Annotated in this window: 13 protein-coding genes, 1 tRNA gene and 1 other RNA gene; 10 read left to right on the top strand and 5 right to left on the bottom strand. The window is 73.0% G+C overall.

Going from position 1 to position 15,667, the window contains the following annotated elements:
* Positions 1-40: 40 nt before the first annotated feature.
* On the bottom strand, positions 41-2,269 hold the full coding sequence (locus OG730_RS22130; protein ID WP_327305870.1) for a DNA polymerase III subunit gamma and tau: 2,229 nt from the start codon (positions 2,267-2,269) through the stop codon (positions 41-43).
* A gap of 113 nt (positions 2,270-2,382) precedes the next feature.
* Positions 2,383-2,481, bottom strand: an RNA gene (gene ffs, locus OG730_RS22125) — signal recognition particle sRNA small type.
* 142 nt (positions 2,482-2,623) lie between these two features.
* Here ffs and OG730_RS22120 point away from each other — a divergent pair.
* The 7 genes from OG730_RS22120 (at position 2,624) to OG730_RS22090 (ending at position 7,801) form a co-directional block, all read left to right on the top strand.
* A tRNA-Ser gene (locus tag OG730_RS22120) sits at positions 2,624-2,711 on the top strand.
* A gap of 95 nt (positions 2,712-2,806) precedes the next feature.
* A complete protein-coding gene (locus tag OG730_RS22115; protein WP_327305869.1) occupies positions 2,807-3,511 on the top strand; it encodes a histone deacetylase in 705 nt (234 codons plus the stop codon).
* 45 nt (positions 3,512-3,556) lie between these two features.
* The gene (locus OG730_RS22110; RefSeq protein ID WP_327305868.1) at positions 3,557-4,450 is read left to right on the top strand and encodes an RNA polymerase sigma-70 factor; all 894 of its coding nucleotides are present in this window, start codon (positions 3,557-3,559) and stop codon (positions 4,448-4,450) included.
* Between the two features lie 52 nt (positions 4,451-4,502).
* The gene (locus OG730_RS22105) at positions 4,503-5,279 is read left to right on the top strand and encodes an SDR family oxidoreductase (protein WP_327305867.1); all 777 of its coding nucleotides are present in this window, start codon (positions 4,503-4,505) and stop codon (positions 5,277-5,279) included.
* Positions 5,280-5,386: 107 nt separating this feature from the next.
* A complete protein-coding gene (gene aspT / locus OG730_RS22100) occupies positions 5,387-7,087 on the top strand; it encodes an aspartate-alanine antiporter (protein ID WP_327305866.1) in 1,701 nt (566 codons plus the stop codon).
* Positions 7,088-7,166: 79 nt separating this feature from the next.
* Positions 7,167-7,382 (top strand): type II toxin-antitoxin system VapB family antitoxin, encoded by a 216-nt coding sequence (locus OG730_RS22095; RefSeq protein WP_327305865.1) that lies wholly within the window; start codon positions 7,167-7,169, stop codon positions 7,380-7,382.
* A complete protein-coding gene (locus OG730_RS22090; RefSeq protein ID WP_327305864.1) occupies positions 7,379-7,801 on the top strand; it encodes a PIN domain nuclease in 423 nt (140 codons plus the stop codon). The genes OG730_RS22095 and OG730_RS22090 overlap by 4 nt, the downstream gene beginning before the upstream one ends.
* A 37-nt stretch (positions 7,802-7,838) precedes the next feature.
* On the opposite strand, the gene OG730_RS22085 is transcribed toward OG730_RS22090, so the two are convergent.
* Positions 7,839-8,702, bottom strand: coding sequence for a universal stress protein (locus OG730_RS22085; protein WP_327305863.1), 864 nt, complete (start codon positions 8,700-8,702; stop codon positions 7,839-7,841).
* A gap of 136 nt (positions 8,703-8,838) precedes the next feature.
* Positions 8,839-10,350, bottom strand: a complete 1,512-nt coding sequence (locus tag OG730_RS22080) for a helix-turn-helix domain-containing protein (RefSeq protein WP_327305862.1) — start codon at positions 10,348-10,350, stop codon at positions 8,839-8,841.
* A 233-nt stretch (positions 10,351-10,583) separates the two neighbouring features.
* Between OG730_RS22080 and OG730_RS22075 the strand changes: the two genes are divergently transcribed.
* From OG730_RS22075 to OG730_RS22065, 3 genes are all read left to right on the top strand, one after another.
* A complete protein-coding gene (locus OG730_RS22075; protein WP_327305861.1) occupies positions 10,584-11,420 on the top strand; it encodes an FAD binding domain-containing protein in 837 nt (278 codons plus the stop codon).
* Positions 11,417-14,209, top strand: coding sequence for a molybdopterin-dependent oxidoreductase (locus OG730_RS22070; RefSeq protein ID WP_327305860.1), 2,793 nt, complete (start codon positions 11,417-11,419; stop codon positions 14,207-14,209). The genes OG730_RS22075 and OG730_RS22070 overlap by 4 nt, the downstream gene beginning before the upstream one ends.
* Before the next feature lie 116 nt (positions 14,210-14,325).
* Positions 14,326-14,772: a molybdopterin-dependent oxidoreductase gene (locus OG730_RS22065; RefSeq protein WP_327305859.1), complete on the top strand. Its 447-nt coding sequence runs from the start codon at positions 14,326-14,328 to the stop codon at positions 14,770-14,772.
* A 72-nt stretch (positions 14,773-14,844) separates the two neighbouring features.
* On the opposite strand, the gene OG730_RS22060 is transcribed toward OG730_RS22065, so the two are convergent.
* Entirely contained in the window at positions 14,845-15,657 is an 813-nt protein-coding gene (locus tag OG730_RS22060; RefSeq protein ID WP_327305858.1) for a VOC family protein, read from the bottom strand.
* Positions 15,658-15,667: the final 10 nt, after the last annotated feature.

Here is a 15,667-nt window from a genome sequence, read left to right as displayed (position 1 = left end):
TTACCGGATGCCCTTCGTGCGGGCACCCAAGTCGGACCCCCTAGTCGTTCGTATATTCCTCCACAACGGTGGCTCCGAGCTCGCGCACGATCAGGTCGTGTCCGCTCAGCGCGGTGTCGACCAGGTCCGGGTCGTCGGCCTCCGCGACGTCGTCCTCGGGGGCCACCGGCGGGGGCGCCTGGTGGGTGGGCGGCTGGTGCTGCTGCTGGGACTGGTGCTGCTGGTACGACTGCTGCGGCTGCTGGGACTGCGTCGGCTGCTGGGGCTGCTGCTGGTACGACTGCTGGGGCTGCTGCTGCGGTGCCTGCTGGGCCGGCGGCTGGTTGGAGGCCGGCGCGGGCGGAGCCCCGTAGGAGGACGCGGACACCGGGGCCATGGGCTGGGCTCCCCCGCCGACCACGGCCTCGATCTTCCAGGTGACCTGGAACTGCTCGGCGAGCACCGCCTTGAGGACGTCCTCGCTGCCGCTGCTCGCGAAGTTGTCGCGGGCTCCGGCGTTGGGGAAGCCGAGCTGGAGGGTCGTGCCGTCGAAACCGGCGACCTGGGCGTTCTGGCTCAGCAGGATCCACGTGAAGCGGCGGCGGTTCTTGACGGCGTCCAGGACGGCCGGCCACATCGCCTGGATCTGCCCGGCGCCGGCGGCCATGCCGGGGCTCGGGGCGGCGGGCGCCGCCGGAGCGGAGGCCTGGACGGCCGCGGGCGCCGCCGGGGGAGCCGCGGGGGCGGCCGGGACGCCGGGGGTGGCCGCGCCGGGCCAGGCACCCGCGGCGGGGGCGGCGGCCGGGGCGGGGGCGGGAGCCGGGGCCGCGGGGACGCCGGGGGTGGCCGCGCCGGGCCAGGCACCGGGGGCGCCGCCGCCGGGCTGCGCGGCGCCGGGCCAGGCGCCGGGAGCGGCGGCGGCCGGGGCCACCGGCTCGGGCGGGGCCACGGGGGCCGCCGGGGCCGCGACCGGGGCCTGGGCCGGGGCTTGGTGCACGGGGGCGGGAGCCTGGTGCGCCGGAGCCGGCTGCGCGGGGGTCCGTACGGCCGCGGGGGCCATGGCGTGGGCCTCCGGCCCGGGTACGTAGCCCATGGCGGGGGCGGGGGCGAAGGCGGCGGCGGCCTGGGCCGCGCCGCCGCGCTCCAGCCGGTCGAGCCGCGCCTGCACGGAACGCTCGTCGTCGAAGGCCGCGGGCAGCAGCACGCGGGCGCAGATCAGCTCCAGCTGCAGCCGCGGCGAGGTGGCTCCGCGCATCTCCGTGAGCCCGGTGTTGACCAGGTCGGCGGCGCGGGACAGCTCGGCGGCCCCGAACACGGAGGCCTGGGCCTGCATCCGCTCGACCACGTCGTTCGGGGCGTCGATGAGCCCCTTCTCCCGGGCGTCGGGCACGGCGGCCAGGATCACCAGGTCGCGCAGCCGCTCCAGCAGGTCGGCGACGAAGCGGCGCGGGTCGTTGCCGCCCTCCACCACCCGGTCCACGATCTCGAAGGCCGCGGCCCCGTCCCCGGCGGCGAACGCGTCCACGACGGCGTCCAGGAGGGTCCCGTCGGTGTACCCGAGGAGCGAGGTGGCCATGGCGTACGTCACACCCTGGTCGGCGGCGCCGGCCAGGAGCTGGTCCATGACGGACATGGAGTCACGGACGGATCCGGCGCCGGCGCGCACGACGAGCGGCAGCACGCCCTCCTCGACGTGCGCGCCCTCGCGGCCGCAGACCTCGCCGAGGTAGTCCCGCAGGGTGCCCGGGGGCACGAGCCGGAAGGGGTAGTGGTGCGTCCGGGACCGGATGGTCCCGATGACCTTCTCGGGCTCGGTCGTGGCGAAGATGAACTTGAGGTGCTCCGGCGGCTCCTCGACCACCTTCAGCAGGGCGTTGAAGCCCGCCGGGGTGACCATGTGCGCCTCGTCGATGATGTAGATCTTGTACCGGCTGGAGGCGGGGCCGAAGAAGGCCTTCTCGCGCAGGTCACGGGCGTCGTCCACACCACCGTGCGAGGCGGCGTCGATCTCGATGACGTCGATGGACCCCGGCCCGTTGCGCGCGAGGTCCTTGCAGGACTGGCATGCGCCGCAGGGCGTGGGCGTGGGGCCCTGCTCACAGTTCAGGCAGCGGGCGAGGATGCGCGCGCTGGTGGTCTTGCCGCAGCCTCGCGGCCCGCTGAACAGGTACGCGTGATTGACCCGGTTGTTGCGCAGGGCCTGCATCAGCGGGTCAGTGACATGCTCCTGCCCGATGACCTCGGCGAACGACTCGGGGCGGTAGCGGCGGTACAGCGCAAGGGACGACACGTATACGAGGTTATCCGGGCGCACCGACAACGGTGGCCCGCAGACCCGCCCGGTCCACCGTGCTCCGCGCGCGCTCCCGCTGAGCGGCCCGGCCGGCCCGACCCGTTCCGGGAACGCAAAGCGCCCCCCACGCACCCGCCAGAGCCCACTTACCCTTGCTGCCTTCCGGCCCTGGGGGAGTTGGGTGAGATAGCGCCACGTGAGGGGCTGGGCCCCACCCTAGCGGATGCGGGGCCCCGGAATCGACCCGCACCCCGACCCGCATCTCCGCCCGGACCCCCGCCCGGACCCCCGCCATGGGCTCCCGACGATCACGTTCGCGAGCACCCCTCAACGTCTTGTATTGTTTGCCCCGGAGGATTCGCCTAGTGGCCTAGGGCGCACGCTTGGAAAGCGTGTTGGGGGCAACCCCTCACGAGTTCGAATCTCGTATCCTCCGCCATTGCTCTCACCGGGCAATAAGTCGAAGAGCCCCGCTGCTTGCAGCGGGGCTCTTCGACTTTCTCCGCACGTACGGTCCCCCAGGCGAGGAACCGCATGGTCGTCCACACCGCCGTTCCGCTCGGTGTCGAGGCTCCGGCCGTTCACGGCCGGGTCTGGTACGCCTCGTACGGGTCCAACATGCACATGGGCCGGCTGGCCGCCTACATCGCCGGCGGAACGCCGCCCGGCGCGGCGCGCTCGTATCCCGGCTGCCGGGACCGCCGGGCACCGGAGCGGTCCATCGCCGTCCGGCTCGCCGGGTGCCTCTACTTCGCCACCGAGTCCCCGGTGTGGAAGGGAGGCAGGGGCTTCTACGACCCGTCGGCGCCGGGCCGCCTGCTGGGGCGGGCCCACCTCCTGACCGTGAGCCAGCTGTCGGACATCGCCGCACAGGAGATGTACCGGGAACCGGGAGCGGACCTCGACCTCGCGAGGGTGCTGCGCCACGGCCGCGACGAGGCGGGCGGCGGCCGGTACGAGACCTTGGTCTGCCCGGGGACGGTCGAGGGCATCCCCGTGCTGACGTTCACCGCACCGTGGTCCGTCGGGGACGTCGAGCCGCTCGTGCCGTCGGCCGCGTACCTGCGGCACCTGGCGTCCGGCCTGCTGGAGTCGGGACCGTGGGCGGAGCGGGAGATCGCCGACTACCTGTCCGCCTGCCCGGGCGCGGCCGGGCACTGGACACCCCGACAGGTGCTCGGCCTGCTGACGGAACGCGCGGAGCGCAGGGAATACACGGAACTCACGGGGCTCGCGTAGCGGCCTGCCGGGGGTCCGCCGGAGGCCCGCGCCTAGCGTGGGGCCATGGACACGGCACAGGAGTTCGAGGCCCACCGACCACGGCTGTTCTCGCTGGCCTACCGGATGCTCGGCTCGGCAGCCGAGGCCGAGGACGCCGTACAGGACGCGTACCTGCGGTGGCACGGGGCCGAACGCGAGCAGGTGGTGGCGCCGGGGGCATGGCTGGCCAAGGTGGTCACCAACCTGTGCCTGAACCGGCTCACCTCCGCCCGGGTGCGGCGCGAGGAGTACTTCGGGCCCTGGATCCCGGAGCCGGTGGGGACCGGCGCCGGGGTGCTGGGACCCATGGAGACCGCCGAGCAGCGGGACTCGGTGTCGTTCGCCCTACTGACGATGATGGAGCGGCTGTCGCCGCCCGAGCGGGCCGCCGTGGTGCTGCGCGACGCCTTCGACTACTCCCACCGGGACATCGCGGGCGTACTCGACTGCTCCGAGGCGAACGCGCGCCAGCTCTACCGCCGGGCCAAGCAGCACCTGGCCGACGGGCGGCCCCGGTTCACCACCTCGCGGGAGCGGGACGACGAGCTGCTCGCCCGGTTCCTGGCCGCCGCGTCCGAGGGCGCGATGGACCAGCTGGAGCAGCTGCTCTCCGAGCAGGTGGTCGTCTGGTCGGACGGCGGCGGCAAGGCGAGCGCGGCGAGCCGGCCGGTGGCCGGGCGGGACAACGCGGCCCGTTTCCTGGCCGGTCTCTTCGCACGGTGGGTCAACGGCGCGCGGATCTCCTTCGCCGAGGTGAACGGCGTTCCGGCAGTGGTCGGCTGGGCGGACGGCGAGCTGACCGCCTTCGGGGCGCTGGAGTTCGGCGAGGGCGGGATCACCGGCGTCCGGCTCGTCCTGAACCCGGACAAACTCGCCTTCCTCGCGATTCAGCTCCGGGAGCTGTCACAGAACGGCTGACCCGCCGGTCTTCATCCGTGACGGCAAGCGCGGATTCGGAAGGCTGGGACTGATGAAGAACGACACGATCATGGTGACCGGGGCGACGGGCATGCTCGGCCGCGAGGTGCTGGAGCGGGTCCGCCGCACCGGTCGCCCGGTCCGTGCGCTCACGCGCGGGACCGCGCTCCCGGACGACGCGGGGGCCGACTGGCGCACCGGCGACCTGACCACCGGCGCCGGACTCGACGAGGCGCTCGCGGGCGTCGGCACGGTCATCCACTGCGCGAGCGACATCCGGCACTTCACGAACGACCTCCCCGGCTTCCGGCACCTGCTGGACGCCGGGAAGCGGGCCGGGGTCGAGCACGTCGTCAACATCTCGATCGTCGGCGTCGACCGGACCCCCTACCCGTACTACCGGGTCAAGCTGGAGGGCGAGAAACTGCTCGCCGGCTCGGGGATCGGCTGGACCAACCTGCGGGCCACCCAGTTCCCCGCGCTCCTCGACCTCGCCTTCGGCGCCCTGTCCAAGCTCCCGGTGGTCCTCGTCCCGTCCGGCACCCACTGCCAGCCGGTCGACCCGGGCGAAGTGGCGGACCGGCTGGTCGAGCTGGCCCTCGGCGAGCCGGCCGGCCGGGTACCCGACTTCGCCGGCCCGACCGTGTACCCGGCCGCCGGCCTCGCCAGGGACTGGCTGCGCGCCGCCGGCAAGCGCCGCCCGGTCCTCCCCGTCCGGGTCCCCGGCAGGATCGGGGCCGCCTGGCGCGCCGGCCACCTGACCGCCCCCGGCCACGCGCTCGGCCGGCGCACCTGGGAGCAGTACCTCGCCGAGCGGGTCGCCCGCTGACCCCGCCTCCGGCCGGTGGGCCCGGCCGACGGATCAGGGCATCGCCCTGAACGTGCGGGCGGGCATACCGGCACATACCGTTTCCCGAGACGGCCGAGGAGGTGTGGATGGACTGGCTCCGGGACGAGATCTTCCAGCCCTACCCCGAGCTGCTGATCTTCCTGACCATCGCCGTCGGCTTCCTGCTCGGCCGCGTCCGGTACAAGTCCATCGCGCTGGGCGCCGTCACCGGATGCCTCGTCGCCGGCCTGGTCATCGGCTCCCAGGCGAAGGTCGAGATCGACGGTCCGATCAAGTCCGTCTTCTTCCTCATGTTCCTCTTCGCCCTCGGCTACGACGTCGGCCCGCAGTTCTTCCGCGCCCTGCGCAAGGACGGCCTCCCCCAGGTGGTCCTCGCCCTCATCGTCTGCGTCACCGGACTCGCCTCCGCCTGGGCCTTCGCCACCCTCGCCGGTTACGGGACCGGCCTCTCCGCCGGCCTGCTCGGCGGCGGCCTCACCCAGTCCGCCGTCATCGGCGTCGGCTCCGACGCCATCGCCCACCTGCCCGGCGTCAGCGCGGCCGAGGCCCGGGACCAGTCGCATCTGATCGCCGTCGCCTACGCGGTCACGTACCCCCTCGGTACGGTCCTGCCCGCGCTGCTCCTCGCCGGGATCCTGCCGCGCCTGCTGCGCCGGGACCTCGCGGAGGAGAGCGCCGTGCTCGCCGCCGACCTGGAGGCCGCCGAGGACGACCCCGACGCCGGGGAGGGCTACTACAAGCACGTGCTGCGCGCGTACGCCGTCGACGTGGCCGCCTTCGCCGGGCGCACGATCGGGGACTTCGAGGCGGAGCAGAAGGCCGCCGGCCGGCGGCTCTACATCACCCGGCTGCGCCGCGCCGGGAAGATCCTGGAGCACACCGCGGACACCCGCGTCGAGATCGGGGACGTCCTGGCCGTCAGCGCGGTCCGCGGCGACCTCGTCGCGTACGACGCGCGCACGCACATCGGGATGGAGACGGACGACTTCGAGCTGCTCGCCTACCGCACCGAGTCCCTGCACGTGGTCATCACCGACCGGAACCTCAGCGGCCGCACCATCCGCACCCTGCGCCACGAGGAGTTCATGCGGGGCGTCTTCGTCGACGAGCACTGGCGGGCCGGCGCCGACCTGCGGGTCCGCCTCGACAGCACCGTGGAGCGGGGCGACACCCTGGTCCTGACCGGGCCGCGCAGCCGGGTGGAGGCGGCCGCGGCGGCGCTGGGCAAGCCGGTGCCGACCAGCTTCGCGACGGACATGGTGTGGATCGCGCTCGGGCTCTTCCTCGGCGGCTGCCTCGGCATCCCGGCGCTGCACGCGGCCGGGGCTCCGCTGTCGCTGTCCACCTCCACCGGGGCGCTGCTGATGGGGCTGGTCTTCGGCTGGATCCGGAGCAAGTACCCCACGTACGGGAACCTGCCGTCCGCGGCGCAGTGGCTGATGGGCACGCTCGGGCTGTGCGTGTTCGTCACGGTCGTCGGCCTCAACGCCGGCCCGAGCTTCGTGCCGGGCCTGCGCGAAGCCGGCTGGCCGCTGCTGCTCTGGGGCGCCGCCGTGACGACCGTGCCACTGCTGGCCGGATTCGCCTACGGGCACTTCGTGCAGCGCCTCCCCCTCCCGATCCTGCTCGGCGCCCTGGCCGGAGCCCAGACCACGACGGCCGCCCTCGGCGCCCTGACGGAACGCGCCCGCAGCCAGATCCCGGCCCTGGGGACGACGGTCCCGTACGCGCTGGGCAACGTACTGCTGACGATGTGGGGGTCGGTGATCGTGCTGCTGCGGCGGTGAGTACGTCCCGCGAGGGTTCCCCGGCAGATACCTTCGAAGATATAATCGGCATCCGAGTTGATATCAACGGAGGTGCCTCGTGAGTAGAACCGTGATTGATCTCGACGATGAGCTGCTTGCCGACGTCGCCCAGGCCCTTGGCACCAGCACCAAGAGGGACACGGTCAACACCGCCCTGCGCGAGGTGCTGGAAACCCGACGCCGAGCGCTCGCCCTGACACGTCTCCGTGCGGCTGCCACCGATGGCGCCTTCGACCTGGACCTTTTTGACGACAAGGGGAACTACCGGCGGTGAGCGCTGCCCAATTCCTCATCGACACGAGTGCCCTGGCCCGCCTCATGCGGGGCGACTCGGAACAGTACGGCTGGGACCAGGCGGCGGCAGCCGGGCTCATCGCCACCTGCCCGATCACCGAGCTGGAGTTCTTCTACGGCGCCCGGTCCGCCGAGGACCGGATCCGCGGGATCGAGGACATGCGCCTGTTGTTCGGTTGGGTGCCGATCGACGACCGCGCCTACGACCGGGCCTGGCAGGTGCAGGAGCTGCTGACCCGGCGGGGGCAGCACCGCAACGCGGGCGCCGTGGATCTCATCGTCGCCGCGACCGCGGAACTGCAGGGGCTGACCCTCCTGCACCGCGACCGCGACTTCGAGTGCATCGCAGCCGTCACCGGTCAGGCCCTCCAGTGGTACGGCCCGACGGCCGAGAAGTAGCGACGGCGGACCGCCTCCACGGAGGGGGAAACGCCGGCTAGCCGTGGGGGATCAGGGCCACCGGGCTGTGGGCATGGTGGGCCACCGCGTGGTCCGTGGGGCCCATGCCGTGGAGGGGGCGGTGGTGGCGGCGCCCCACGACCAGGAGGTCGGCCTCGGCGGCCTCTTCGAGCAGGAGCTTCGCCGGGTCGCCGGAGCGGGTCACGCACTCGGCCCGGACCTGTGGGTAGCGCGCGCCGACCGCGGCCACGGCCGCTTCGAGCGGCTCCGGCGCCGCCGGGCCCGACGCCGCCGCGTGCACCGCGCGCAGCGGGAGGGCGTGCCGCGCGGCCCAGGCGTACGCGAAGTCGAGCACCGCGCCGTGGTCGCCCGCCGGGTCCACCCCGACGACGACCCCGCGTCCGTGCGGTGCGCGCGCGACGGGGTCCCGTACCAGGACGACCGGGACCTCGGCGCGCCCCGCGACGTGCAGCGCGGTGGAGCCGAGCCGCGGAAGCACGTGGCGGTCCTCGCCGCTCGCACCGAGCACGATCAGCCCGGCGTCCGCCTGGGCGGCCGCCCGCGGGATCTCGTTGCCGGGTCCGCCCTCGGCGGTGGCCGTCTCGACGGTCAGGCCCCGGTGGGTGGTGCGGAGTTCCTCGGCGAGGGCCGCCAGCGCGGTCCTCGCCACGTGCTCGCTCGCGCCGAGCACGGGCTGGAACTCCATGGAGATCGGCTGGACGGTCGGCCAGGCCTGGCCCACGTGGAGCAGCCGCAGCGGCGCCCCGGCCGCCAGGGCCTCACGGGCGGCCCAGCGGGCGGCGGCGACGCTCCGGGGCGAACCGTCGAACCCGACGAGGAGGGGGAGCGCGGGCGGGGCGGGAGGGGTGAGCGGTTCGGGCTGGGCGGACGGGACGGACATCGGCGGCACCCTTCTTTCACATTTCCGGTCGCTCCTGCGACTGCGACTGCGACTGCGACTGCGACTACGACTACGACTACGACTACGACGCTACGCCAATTGAGCTCTTTGCCCCGTTAGGAGCATTTTGCTCCCACTAGCAGCGCAGTGCCGCGTACAGGTCCAGCTTGTGGTCGAGGCGGGACAGGTCGCGGCCGGTCAGGGCCTCCACGCGCTCGATCCGGTAGTGGACCGTGTTCACGTGCAGGTGCAGCGCCTCCGCCGTGCGCGTCCACGAGCAGTTGTTCGCGAGGAACACCTCCAGGGTCTCCCTGAGCATCCCGTCCCCGAGCGAGCCCAGCGTCCGCGCCCCGAACACCCCCCGGACCTCCGGCGGGACCCCCGACAGCAGTTCGGCGAGGGTGTCCAGCTGCTCGACCCCGCGGACCGCGACCTCCGCGTCCGCCGCCGTCAGCGCGAAGTTCGCCTGGCACAGTGACGCGCGTAGCCCCTCGGCCGAAGCCGTCCGCGCGCCCACGCCGAGCCGCAGGTCGGTCCCCGGTTCGGCGCACGCCCGCAGCAGCGGCCACACCGCGCGCAGCCGGTCGGTGAGGCGGGTGGTGGCCGCCCCGGCGGCATCGGCCGCGTCGCCCGCGCCATCCGGGGCGTCCGCACCGCCCCCGTCGGCCGGGCCCTCGTACAGCACCGCCCCGCCCGGACCCGCCGCCCATCGGGCGCCCTCCAGGTGCCCCAGCGCCTCCGCCAGCGCGTCCCCGTCGGTCGCCGTCACCACGCGGTACGGGCCCCCCGCGGGCAGTCCCGCCGCATGGAGCGCGGCGCCGAGGAGGTCCGGTTCGGCCTCGGCCGCCACCAGGCCGAGCAGGTCCCCCGCGGCGGCCCGCCGCGCGGCCGCCCGGCGGGCCCGGCCGTCGCGGTACTGCGCGAACACCTCGGCGATCTCGTGGAGCACCCGGGGCGGCGCCGCGTCCGCGTCCGGGACGTGCAGCAGCCAGGCGTCGTACGGGGAACTCTCGCTCTCCACCCCCAGCGAGACCCCGCCCTTGGCGGCGGAGGCGGCCCGCCGCGCCGGGATCGGGGGCGCCGACGGGGTACGGGCCACCGTGCGGCCGCTCGCGGTCAGCAGGTAGCAGGGCAGCCGGCCCAGGTGCGCGCACGCCCGGTCCAGCAGCTCCGCCGGCCCGGCCCCGCCCTCCAGGAGCCGGCTGAGCTCGGCGCGCACGTTCTCGGGCAGCGCGAAGTGCCGGGTGGGGCGCCTGCTGAGGTCGCCCCACTGGCGCAGGTACACCGCTTCGGTGACGGCTCGGAAGCTGGTCCGCGCGGGGACCGCCACGAGCGGCATCCGGTGGGCCCGGCAGGCGGCGACGAGCTCCTCCGGCAGCCCTCCGTGGGTCTCCTCGCCGGCCAGCAGGGCCCGTGCTCCGGCGTCGGCGAGGGCCGCGACGAAGCGGTCGGTCCTGGCGGCGGCCGATGCCCCCGGACGCCACCACACGAGGCCGCTGAGCACGAGCTCTCCGGGACCCAGGAACCGGCCCGGGTCCTCCAGGTCGATGGCGGTCACCCCGCTGACCTCCTGGCCGAGAAGGGACTGCTCGCCCCACAGCAGGGTGAGGCCGAGGTTGTCGGACTGGAGCAGGTCGAGGACGTGCATGGTGGGGACTCCTTGCGGCGGGTGGCAGCCCACAATCGCGAGGCGAATATGAGGGTTGCCATGGTAAATGCAAGGGCAACCACTCGAACAGCCTCTTGGATGATTCACCAGGGAGGCCCCGTCGGCCCTGGTGTTTTTCCGTGCCAGGGACCAGTCGTCCCGGCGCCCGGCCCGTTGTTTCACTGAAGGAGCCGAACGGCCGAAACGACGGAAGACGGAAAGGATGGCGGGAAATGGACCTCAACACGGTGCTCGACGTACGCGACGCACGCCGCCGCGAACCCTGGCGTCCGGGTGACGCCTGGCTCGGCGGCGGGACGTACCTCTTCTCCGAGCCCCAGCCCCACGTCCGCCGTCTCGTCGATCTCTCCCGCATGGGCTGGCCCCCGCTGTCCCGGCTGCCCGACGGCTCCCTCGACATCGCCGCCACCTGCACCATCACCGAGCTGTCCCGCTTCGCCCGGACCCTGCCCGCCACGGCCGCACCTCTCTTCGAGCAGTGCTGCCGGGCCTTCCTGGCCAGCTTCAAGATCTGGAACATGGCGACCGTCGGCGGCAACCTCTGCAACGGCCTCCCCGCCGGCCCGATGATCTCCCTCACCGCCGCCCTCGACGGAACGCTCCTCCTCCAGGGCCAGGACGGCGCCACCCGGCGCCTGCCCGTCACCGAGTTCATCCGCGGAGCCGGCGCCAAGGACCTGCGCGACGGAGAGCTGCTGCGCTCGGTGCGGCTGCCCGCCCGCGCCCTGGACTCCCGTACGGCCTTCCGGCAGGCCTCCCTCTACGGTCTCGGCCGCTCCGGCGCCCTCGTCATCGGCGCCCACGACCCCCGGGACGGCTCGCTCGCCGTCACCGTGTCGGCCGCGACCACCCGCCCCTTCCGCTTCTGGTTCGCACTGCCGCCCACGGCGGCCGAGCTGCGCCGGGCGATCGACGACACCGTCCGGCCCGACGAGTGGTACGACGACATCCACGGCCTGCCCGCCTGGCGGCGCCACATGGGCCTGCGCCTGGCGGAGGAGGTCCGCCGCGAACTGACGGACGCGGACGCTCCGGAGGAACGGCGATGAGCGGCGGAAGCTACGGGATCGACATCAACGAGCAGCACTTCACCGAGGAGCCCCGCGCCGGCCAGTGCCTGCGCACCTACCTCCGCGAGCGCGGCTGGTTCGGCGTGAAGAAGGGCTGCGACCAGGGCGACTGCGGCGCCTGCACCGTCCACGTCGACGGGCAACCGGTCCACAGCTGCCTCTACCCGGCCGTCCGCGCCGAGGGGCGCTCCGTCACCACCGTCGAGGGACTCTGCTCGCCCGGCGGCGAGCTCCATCCCGTCCAGCAGCGGTTCCTCGACGCCCAGGGCTTCCAGTGCGGCTTCTGCACCGCCGGGTTCCTGATGACCACCTCCGCCCTCCAGGCGGAGCGGGGCACCGCCCATGACGACGGCAAGCTCGACGACCTCCCCCGCGCCTTCAAGGGCAACATCTGCCGCTGTACGGGCTACCGCGCCATCGAGGACGCCGTACGCGGCGTGCAGCACGTCGAAACCCCCGAGGCGGGTCAGGCCGTCGGTACATCCCTCGGCGCGCCGGCCGGCCCCCAGGTGGTCACGGGCACGGCCCGCTACACCTTCGACGTCGAGGTGCCCGGGCTGCTCCACATGAAGCTGCTGCGCTCCCCGCACCCGCACGCCCGGATCGTCTCCATCGACACCCGCGAAGCCCTCCAGGTCCCGGGCGTGCACGCGGTCTTCACCCACCACGACGCCCCTGACCGGCTCTATTCGAGTGCCCGCCACGAGCACCCCACCGAGGACCCGATGGACACCCGTGTCCTGGACGACGTGGTCCGCTTCGTCGGCCAGCGCGTCGCCGCGGTCGTCGCCGACTCGGAGCAGGCCGCCGAGGAGGGCTGCCGGCGCGTGGTGGTCACGTACGAGGAACTCCCGTACGTCATCGACCCGGAGGAGGCGATGCTGCCCGGCGCGCCCGTCCTCCACCCCAAGGGACCCGAGTCAGGCATCTTCCGCGCCGAGAACAACGTGTGCGGCGAGGTCCACCACACCCTCGGCGACATGGAGCAGGGGTACGCGGAGGCCGACGTCGTCCACGAGGAGACCTATCTGACCCAGCGCGTGCAGCACGCCAGCCTCGAAACCCACGGCAGCGTCGCGTACTTCGAACCCAAGGAGGACGGCTCCCCGGGCGAGCGCATCACCGTCCGCTCCTCCACCCAGGCGCCGTTCCTGACCCGGCGGGCGCTGTGCGCCCTCTACGACCTGGGCGAGGACGAGGTCCGTGTGGTCGCCGGCCGCGTGGGCGGCGGATTCGGCGGCAAGCAGGAAATGCTCACCGAGGACATCGTGGTCCTCGCCGCCCTGAAGCTGCGGCGCCCCGTGAAGCTCGAATTCACCCGCGCCGAGCAGTTCTACGGCGCCACCACCCGCCACCCCTTCAAGATCACCATCAAGATCGGGGCGAAGGCGGACGGCACCCTCACGGCGCTCAGGATCCGGGTCGTGTCCAACACCGGGGCCTACGGGAACCACGGCCCGGCCGTCATGTTCCACAGCGTCGGCGAGTCCTTCGCGGTGTACAAGGCGCCGAACAAGGAGGTCGAGGCGTACTCCGTCTACACCAACGGGGTACCGGCGGGCGCTTTCCGCGGCTACGGCCTGGGCCAGGTCCTCTTCGCCCTCGAATCGGTCATGGACGAGCTCGCCGTCCGGCTCGGCATGGACCCGCTCGAACTGCGCGAGAAGAACGTCATCGGCCCCGGCGACCCCATGGTCACCCCGATCGGTCACGAGGAGGACCTCTTCATCGCCTCCTACGGGATGAAGCAGTGCATGGACGTCGTCCGCAAGGCCATCGCCGAGGACCGCAGCCACGAGGACGTCCCCGAGGGCTGGCTCACGGGCACGGGCACGGCCGTCGCGATGATCGCGACCGGTCCGCCCGGCGGCCACTACGCCGACGCCCGGGTCAGCCTGCTGCGGGACGGGACGTACGACATCGCGGTGGGCACGGCGGAGTTCGGCAACGGCACCACCACCGTCCACCGGCAGATCACCGCCGGAGCCCTGAACACCACGGTCGACCGGATCACCGTCCGCCAGTCCGACACCGACGTCGTCCGCCACGACACCGGCGCCTTCGGCTCGGCCGGCACGGTGGTGGCCGGAAAGGCCGTACTGCTGGCCGCCGACTCGCTCGCGGAGCGGCTCAAAACCTTCGCCGCCCGCCACACGGACGTGGCCCGGCACCTGTGCGAGCTGTCCGCCGAGGCCTTCGACTGCGCGGGCCGGGTCGTCACCCTCAAGGAGCTCTACGAGGCCGCGTACGACAAGGGCGAGCTGGAGGAGACCGCCGCCGACGGCCACTGGGGCGGCTCCCCGCGCTCGGTGGCCTTCAACGCCCAGTGGTTCCGGATCGCGGTCGACCCCGGCACGGGCGAGATGAGGATCCTGCGCAGCGTCCACGCGGCCGACGCGGGCAAGGTCATGAACCCGATGCAGTGCCGCGGCCAGGTCGAGGGCGGCGTGGCCCAGGCCCTGGGCGCCACCCTCTTCGAGACCGTACGGGTCGACGAGCGCGGGGAGGTCACCACGGCCGCCTTCCGCCGCTACCGCCTCCCGCAGTACGCCGATGTCCCGCGCACCGAGGTCCACTTCATGGAAACCTCCGACGCGATCGGCCCCCTCGGCGCCAAGTCCATGTCCGAGAGCCCCTTCAACCCGGTGGCCCCCGCCTTCGCCAACGCGCTGCGGGACGCGACGGGGATCCGCTTCACGGAGCTGCCGGTGACGCGGGACGTGGTCTGGCAGAAGATCCACGAAGCGGGGGGCGGGGGGCGATCCTGAAGGTCGCACGATCTGCCAGGCAGATACGACAAACATGGGCACAGTTGCGGCTCATATCATGTCACCAACCTTGCAGATGAGGTTCTGGACAGCCTCGTGCCGGGCATGAGTGAGCCATGGCCAAACTCATGCTGCACGGAGACCTGGACCACCCGGTTGCGCTCAGCGTCGCGGACCTTCGGGACTGGGCACAGCACCGGGCCGCGGTCACGTTCGACTGCGCGACGAACGGGCCGCAGCACCACGTGTTCGAGGGCCCGTTGCTCCGCGAGGTCATCGCGGACGCCGGCCCGGCCTTCGACGCCCGCCGTCGCAAGGACCGCTCGCGGTTCCTGCTCGCCGTGACCGGCGGGGACGGACACCATTCGATGCTGTCCTGGGCCGAGCTGGACGCCGACTTCGGCGCGAGCCCGGTGCTGCTGGCGACCCGCCTCGACGGTGAGGACCTCGACGAGACGGGTGCGCAGTTGGTGGTCCCTTCGGACCGGTGCGGGGCGCGCTACGTCAGCGCGGTCACGCACGTGTGGTTCGGCGCGCTGTCGCCGCCGAGCCTGGGCCTGTAGGGCGGGGCCCGCACCGCCGTCCCGCCGTCCCGCCGTCTCGTCGTCTCGTCGTCTCGTCGTCTCGTCGTCTCGTCAGGCGAACTTCGGCATCTCGCCGACCGTCTTCGCCATGTCGATCACGGCGAACGCCGCGCCCTGCGGGTCCGCCACCGCCGCGAAGCGCCCGAAGGGGCTGTCCATCGGGCCGAAGTGCAGCTTGCCGCCGTGGGCCTGGGTCTTCGCGACCGCCTCGTCGCAGTCCGGGACGGCGAAGTAGACCTGGACGTACGAGGGGATCTCCGGCGGGAAGTCGGTGCCCATGTTCATCCGGCCCAGCACCGGGTTCTCCGGGCCGCCCAGGCTGAAGACCTTGAAGTCCATGCCGGCCGCCTCGGGGTCGTCGCCGAGGTCCATCTGCCGGGTCCCGTACGGGAAGACCCGCGGGAGGAACGCGTCCGGCTTGGCCACGTCGCGCGAGAAGAACTCGGCCCAGCAGTACGCGCCCGGTTCTCCGGACTTCTCGAAGCCCTTGTGGTCGCCCGGCTGCCAGACGCCGAAGACGGCGCCGCTGGGCTCCTTCGCGATGGCCATCGTGCCGAAGGAGCCGACCTGCATCGGCTCCATCAGGACCTCGCCGCCGGCCGCCTTGATCTTCGCCGCCGTGGCGGTCGCGTCGGGCGAGGCGAGGTAGAGGCACCACTGAGACTGGCCCTCCGCCCCGGGCATCGGCGGCACCACGGCCGCGACGGCCTTGCCGTCCGAATAGGCCTGCGTGTAGTTCCCGTACTCGCTGCTGGACTCCCCGAAGGTCCAGCCCAGCACGTCGCCGTAGAAGGTCTTCGCGCCCTCAAGATCGGAGAACATCGCGTCCACCCAGCAGGGCGCGCCTTCCGTGAACTCAGCCATGATCGATCGA

Source organism: Streptomyces sp. NBC_01298 (assembly GCF_035978755.1).
Classification (GTDB): Bacteria; Actinomycetota; Actinomycetes; order Streptomycetales; family Streptomycetaceae; genus Streptomyces.
Note: the sequence above shows the minus strand (reverse complement) of the source record. Positions and strands in the feature narration are given on the sequence as shown.

Excerpts from the sequence above, each read along its gene's own strand:
- OG730_RS22115 (WP_327305869.1), top strand. The coding sequence starts at position 2,807 with ATGGTCGTCCACACCGCCGTTCCGCTCGGTGTCGAGGCTCCGGCCGTT.
- OG730_RS22110 (WP_327305868.1), top strand. The coding sequence starts at position 3,557 with ATGGACACGGCACAGGAGTTCGAGGCCCACCGACCACGGCTGTTCTCG.
- OG730_RS22105 (WP_327305867.1), top strand. The coding sequence starts at position 4,503 with ATGAAGAACGACACGATCATGGTGACCGGGGCGACGGGCATGCTCGGC.
- aspT (WP_327305866.1), top strand. The coding sequence starts at position 5,387 with ATGGACTGGCTCCGGGACGAGATCTTCCAGCCCTACCCCGAGCTGCTG.
- OG730_RS22085 (WP_327305863.1), bottom strand. The coding sequence starts at position 8,702 with ATGTCCGTCCCGTCCGCCCAGCCCGAACCGCTCACCCCTCCCGCCCCG.
- OG730_RS22080 (WP_327305862.1), bottom strand. The coding sequence starts at position 10,350 with ATGCACGTCCTCGACCTGCTCCAGTCCGACAACCTCGGCCTCACCCTG.
- OG730_RS22075 (WP_327305861.1), top strand. The coding sequence starts at position 10,584 with ATGGACCTCAACACGGTGCTCGACGTACGCGACGCACGCCGCCGCGAA.
- OG730_RS22070 (WP_327305860.1), top strand. The coding sequence starts at position 11,417 with ATGAGCGGCGGAAGCTACGGGATCGACATCAACGAGCAGCACTTCACC.
- OG730_RS22065 (WP_327305859.1), top strand. The coding sequence starts at position 14,326 with ATGGCCAAACTCATGCTGCACGGAGACCTGGACCACCCGGTTGCGCTC.
- OG730_RS22060 (WP_327305858.1), bottom strand. The coding sequence starts at position 15,657 with ATGGCTGAGTTCACGGAAGGCGCGCCCTGCTGGGTGGACGCGATGTTC.